This window comes from Sphingomonas sp. (assembly GCF_019242355.1).
In the GTDB taxonomy this organism is placed as follows: domain Bacteria; phylum Pseudomonadota; class Alphaproteobacteria; order Sphingomonadales; family Sphingomonadaceae; genus Sphingomicrobium.
Genome location: NZ_JAFAVR010000239.1, coordinates 1 through 5799, shown reverse-complemented (window position 1 = coordinate 5799; position 5799 = coordinate 1). Strand labels below are relative to the sequence as shown.

The 5799-nt window shown below is 65.8% G+C and carries 6 protein-coding genes; 3 read left to right on the top strand and 3 right to left on the bottom strand.

Going from position 1 to position 5799, the window contains the following annotated elements:
- The 3 genes from thiD to JOZ79_RS11645 all read right to left on the bottom strand — a co-directional run.
- Window positions 1–955 (bottom strand): bifunctional hydroxymethylpyrimidine kinase/phosphomethylpyrimidine kinase (thiD, locus tag JOZ79_RS11655; RefSeq protein ID WP_294074309.1); only part of this gene is annotated, 955 nt, incomplete at its 3' end.
- Between the two features lie 85 nt (window positions 956–1040).
- The gene (gene glmM / locus JOZ79_RS11650) at window positions 1041–2381 is read right to left on the bottom strand and encodes a phosphoglucosamine mutase (RefSeq protein ID WP_294074308.1); all 1341 of its coding nucleotides are present in this window, start codon (window positions 2379–2381) and stop codon (window positions 1041–1043) included.
- 33 nt (window positions 2382–2414) lie between these two features.
- A complete protein-coding gene (locus tag JOZ79_RS11645; RefSeq protein WP_294074306.1) occupies window positions 2415–4217 on the bottom strand; it encodes a peptide MFS transporter in 1803 nt (600 codons plus the stop codon).
- Window positions 4218–4337: 120 nt separating this feature from the next.
- Here JOZ79_RS11645 and JOZ79_RS11640 point away from each other — a divergent pair, with 120 nt between their 5' ends.
- The 3 genes from JOZ79_RS11640 to JOZ79_RS11630 form a co-directional block, all read left to right on the top strand.
- Window positions 4338–4925 (top strand): nitroreductase, encoded by a 588-nt coding sequence (locus tag JOZ79_RS11640; protein ID WP_294074311.1) that lies wholly within the window; start codon window positions 4338–4340, stop codon window positions 4923–4925.
- Window positions 4926–4971: 46 nt separating this feature from the next.
- Complete coding sequence (locus tag JOZ79_RS11635) at window positions 4972–5328, top strand: GntR family transcriptional regulator (protein WP_294074304.1); 357 nt, start codon at window positions 4972–4974, stop codon at window positions 5326–5328.
- Window positions 5329–5366: 38 nt separating this feature from the next.
- Window positions 5367–5799, top strand: a 433-nt coding sequence (locus JOZ79_RS11630; RefSeq protein WP_294074302.1) for an L-threonylcarbamoyladenylate synthase, incomplete at its 3' end; no start/stop codon positions are given.

Here is a 5799-nt window from a genome sequence, read left to right as displayed (position 1 = left end):
GGTCGATCTGCACCGAGAAGGTCGCGCCGCCGGCGGTCTCGAACCGGGCATAATCGGGCGGATTGTCGACGATCTGCGTCAGGCCGAGCTTGCGGTAGAAGTCAACGGAACGCTCGTAATTGGTGCCGGTCACGGTCACCTGGTTGAGCCGCGGACCGCCGCCCGTCTCGAGCCGCACGTTCTGCTGCCCGAGCGGTCCAGCGCCCTGTCCGAGACCAGGCGCCTCGCGCAATGCCACGCGGACGAATTCACGGGCACGCCCAATCGCTTCCGGCAGGGAATTGCCCTGCGCTAGAAACAACGCCGTGGCGCTCGCGAGCGTGCAGCCGGTCCCATGCGTGCTGGTCGTGTCGATCCGCTGGCCCTGCCAGCTGGTCATATTGTCTTCTTCGATCAGCGCGTCGGCGAGCGCTTCGCCTTCCTCGTGCCCGCCCTTGATTAGGACTGCGCAGCCATGCTCGCCGACCAGGTGAAGCGCGGCCGCAACGGGATCGTCCTCCGACGTCAGGCGGTGAAGTTCGGGCAAGTTGGGAGTCACCACTGTCGCGACATCCATCAGCCGCCCGAAGGCGGCGACGGTCGCCTCATCGGCAAGCTCCGACCCGCTGGTGGCGACCATGACCGGATCGAACACGATCGGCAGCCCCGGCTGCTCGGCGCGAAGGCGATCCAGCCGCGCGGCGACCTGGGATGCGGTGAAGGCGCTACCGATCATGCCGATCTTGATGGCGTCGACGCCAATATCGTCGATGACCGCATCGATCTGTGCCAGCACCGTTTCCGCCGGTACGGGGTGCACCGCCGTGACTCCCAGCGTGTTCTGAGCGGTGATGGCGGTGATTGCGGTCATCGCGTGGCCGCCCAGCATGGTGACGGTCTTGATATCCGCCTGCACGCCAGCGCCGCCGCCCGAGTCCGATCCGGCGATGATCAGGATCCTCGCGGTCGAGGTCATCGCCGTTGCCGCGTTCCGGGTCCCGGAGCCGAAATGATGCATGTGCACAGCAGTGTCGTCTGACCGACAATTGCCAAGAAAGGGTTCACGCTGCCGACTGGACGGCCGCGCAGATGTCCTCGACCAGCCGCTCCACCATCTGTGGGTCCTCGCCTTCGGCCATGACGCGGATCAGGGGTTCGGTCCCCGACTTGCGGATGACGAGGCGTCCCCTGCCTTCGAGCTCCGCCTCGGCCGCCGCGATTCGCTTGCGTACGCTATCGGCCTCGAGCGGCGCGGCGCCGCCGTTGAAGCGCACGTTCTTGAGGAGCTGCGGCAAAGGCTCGAACTGCCGGAGCAGCGTGCTCGCCGGCGCCTTCGCTTCCACCAGCGCGGCAAGCACCTGCAAGCCCGCCACCAGGCCGTCGCCGGTGGTCGCGTGATCGGACAGGATGATGTGCCCGCTCTGCTCCCCGCCGACGTTGCAGCCGCTGCGACGCATGCCTTCGAGGACATAGCGGTCGCCGACCTGCGTCCGGAGCAGCTTGAGGCCAGCCTCGCCGAGCTTCCGCTCGAGGCCGAGGTTGGACATGACGGTGGCGACGATGCCGTCGCCGTGAAGCTCGCCGCGGCGGTGCAGGCTGAGGGCGATCAACGCCATCAGCTGGTCGCCGTCGACCAGGCGCCCGGTTTCGTCGACCACGATCAGGCGGTCGGCGTCTCCGTCGAGCGCCAGGCCGATGTCGGCCCCGCTTTCGACTACCGCTTCCTGAAGCTGCTTCGGGTGAGTCGACCCGCAGTTCTCATTGATGTTCTGGCCGTTGGGCGTGACCCCGATCGGAACAACGTCGGCGCCAAGCTCCCACAAGGTATCCGGCGCGACGTGATAGGCGGCGCCATTCGCGCAATCGACGACGACCTTGAGGCCATCGAGCCGCAAATGGTCCGGGAAAGTCGACTTTGCGAAATGGATGTAGCGGCCGCGGGCATCGTCGATCCGGCGCGCCCGGCCGATCAGCTCGGCCTTGGCCAGCTTCGGCTGTCCTTCGAGGCGCGTTTCGATCGCGCGCTCGTCCTCGTCACTGAGCTTGTAGCCGTCAGGGCCGAACAGCTTGATCCCGTTGTCGGCGAACGGATTGTGGGATGCGGAGATCATGACGCCGAGGTCGGCGCGCATCGAGCGGGTGAGCATCGCGACCGCCGGAGTCGGCATCGGTCCGAGCAAGACGACGTCCATGCCGACACTGGTGAAGCCGGCGACCATCGCCGATTCCATCATGTAGCCGCTGAGGCGCGTGTCCTTGCCGATCACGACGCGGTGCCGGTGGTCGCCGCGCACGAAGTGCGCTCCGGCCGCCATTCCCACCGACAGCGCCATCTGCGCGGTCATCGGCTCGCTGTTGGTGAGCCCGCGGATCCCGTCCGTGCCGAAGAATTTGCGTGTCATCGCCGGCCGTTTAGCGCGAGTGGACCGCCGCTGCTACTTCACGCCGTGCATGATCTTGCGAAGCCACGGCGAGATCACCAGCAGGACAATGCCGGCCGCGATCGTCATTTCACCGCCGGTCATGAAGGTGTGGGTGTAGGTCGCCAGCGCGAGCTGCGGGTTGGTGACCTGCCCGCCGACGGTCTCGACCGAAGCCGCCTGAGCCGCGGCTCCAGCGAGATATTCGCCGACGGAGATCGACAGGAACCAAACGCCCATCATCATGCCCACGACGCGGGCGAGCGACAGCTTTGTGATCATGCTGAGGCCCACCGGCGAAATGCAAAGCTCGGCGATCGAATGGAGGAAATAGGTCAGGACCAGCCACCACAGCGACACCCGCGCCGCCTCGTCGGCCGTTGCGCCGCTCCAGGACAAAACGACGAAGCCGAGGCCGACGAGTACCAGCGCAAGCGCGAACTTGAGCTGGATCGATGGTTCGAGATTGCGCTTGGCAAGGCCGAGCCACAGATAGCTCAGCACCGGAGCGAACAGGACCACGACAATCGGATTGAACTGCTGCGTCGCTGCCGCGGTCATGTGGAAACCAAAAATCTGAAGGTCCGTGTTGCGATCGGCGAACAAAGTCAGCGACGAGGCTGCCTGCTCGAACAGCGCCCAGAAGGTCACGTTGAAGATGACGAGGATGACCGCGGCAAGCATCATCTCACGCTCTGTCCTGTCGCCCGCGCGCCACGACCAGATCGGGATGCCGATCACTGCGGCAAGGAAGATCAGCAGCAGCGCCTTCCCGAGCAGCGGCGTCGCGACGACATATTCCCAGATCGTGTTCCCGCTAGCCTCGGGCGTATCGATCACGTTGCGGAAGATGAGCCAGAACAGGACCACCGACGCGATCGACAGGATGTAGATAAGCGGCGCACGGTCCGCCCCTTCCTGCTTGGGCGGCTCGCCGTAGCCAGCGAGCCGTCCGCCATCGAATTGGGTCATGCCCCAGCCGAGCAGGAGCACCAGCGAGACGCAGAGGAAGCCGGCCCACCAGCCGACGTGATCGGCGAGGAAGGGCACCGCCAGCTGGCCAAGGATCGAACCGATGTTGATGCCCGCGTAGAAGATCGTGAAACCGGCATCGCGGCGGCGGTCGCCAGGCGCGTAGAGCGCTCCCACGATGGTCGAGATGTTGGGCTTGAAGAAGCCGTTGCCGATGACGATCAGGCCCAGCGCGAACAGCAGGAAGGTGGTGTAGAAGGACGAGCCTTCGGCGCCGGCGACGAACTGCGATGCGGGGACCGTCTGCGCAACCTGGCCGCCGGGCGCGAGCAGCTGCACCGATCCGTCGGGCAGGCCGTGGATGGTCAGCGTCTGGCCGTTCATCTGGATGGTCTGGGGCGCTGTGTTCGGCGCCAGCGTCGTCGCGGCCTGCGCCTGAGTGACGTCATAGCGGGTGCCCGCAATCGTCGCATAGGGCTTTGCCGCCTGGCCGCCGAAGCACAGCATGAAGTAGCCGACCGCCATGACGATCGCGCCCCATTTCACCGCCCGCTTCGAGCCAAGATAGCGGTCGGCGAGCCAGCCACCGACGACCGGGGTCAGGTAGACGAGGCTGAGATAGCCGCCGACGATTCCGTTCGCCTGGTGGTCCTGGAAGAGGAAATGCTTGGTGAGATAGAGCACCAGCAAGGCCCGCATGCCATAAAAGCCGAATCGCTCCCACATCTCGATCCCGAACAGGCGGCGGAGCTGCCGTGGGTGGCCCATCCAGGTGCCCTTGTCGGCGGGCTGGACGTGCGTGATGTCCGGCGAGGACGGCGCTTCTGCGCCGGGCGTGTCGACCATTCGAAATCTCTCCCCATGCGCGGGCAATGAAGCCGAGCGCGACGCGGCGACGGTAACGACGATTTTGCGCATGTGAAGCCGATTGTTGCGATGCGACGGCCAACCTATGTGCGCTTCCCGATGCTGAACGATCGCTCCTCCGCCCTTTCGCTGCTGCAGACCCGCCGATCCGCCAAGCCCCGTGACCTCATCGGGCCGGGTCCGTCGGCCCAGGAGATGCGGCTCATCCTGGAAATCGCGTCGCGCACGCCGGATCACGGCCAGCTCTTCCCCTGGCGCTTCATCCTTGTCGCCGACGACCAGCGCGATAGCCTCGGCGCGCTTCTCCGCCAGGCGCTCGTCGAGAGTGACCCATGCGCGATGATCGCCCGTCACGAGAAGGAGGACCAGTTCGCGCACTATGCCGGGCAGCTGGTGGTGCTGGTCTCGGCGCCGGTGCCCGATCACAAGATCCCGGTCTGGGAGCAGGAGCTGTCGTGCGGTGCCGCGGCCATGAACCTGCTGCTCGGCGCCGAAGCGCTCGGCTATGTCGGCGGCTGGGTGACTGGCTGGCGCGCTTATTCGGAGCGGGTGAGAAGCGCCTTTTGCGAACCCGGCGAGCGGATCGCCGGCTTCATCTTCATCGGCCAGCCCGGCCGCGAGCTCGAGGAGCGGCCGCGCGAACCCAAGTCTCCGATCGTGAAAAGCTGGACGCCGCCCGCACCCTAGGCCTGTTTTTATTTGAAATTTACCTGGAGCGCTGTATTAGAACAGCATGACGCTTGGCCGGCAGCACGAGAAACCCGTCTACGTCCGTCTCCGCGAGACGATCGCCGATGCGATCCTCGCCGGCAAATATACGGATGGCGACCCGCTTCCCTCGGTTCGCGCGCTGGCCGCGGAGCAGCAGGCGAACCCGCTCACCGTCGCCAAGGCCTACCAGGGCTTCCAGGATGAGGGGCTGATCATCGTCCGGCGCGGAGTCGGGATGTTCGTCGCCCCGGGAGCGCGCGCGAAGCTGAACGCGTCGGAGCGCAACCGTTTCCTCAAGGAGGAGTGGCCGCAGATCAGCGCGCGGATGAAGCGTCTGGGCATCGATCCGGCCAAGCTGATGGAGCGCGACCGCGCCTGAACTTCCCGGAGCGGCGGTAATCCGTTAGCCGCGCCTCGATGCACACCCGGCTTATCCCGTTCAGCGACGACGCCGTTGCCGAGGCCGCCCGCCTGATCCTCGCGGGCGAGCCGGTCGCGGTCGCGACAGAAACAGTCTACGGGCTCGCTGCCGACGCAACCAGTGCATCGGCCGTCGCCCGCATCTACGAAGCCAAGGGAAGGCCGAGCTTCAACCCCTTGATCGTGCATGTTCCTGATCTTGCTTCAGCTGAGCGCATCGGTGTCTTCGACGAGACTTCGCGTGGACTTGCCGAAGCTCATTGGCCTGGTCCTCTCACTCTCGTGGTTCCCCTTCGCGACGATGCGGGAATTGCCTCGATCGTCACGGCCGGCCTCCCGACCATCGCGCTTCGAGTTCCTGCGCACCGCGCGATGCAGGCATTGCTCTTGGCAAGTGGACGGCCATTGGCCGCACCGTCGGCCAATGCGA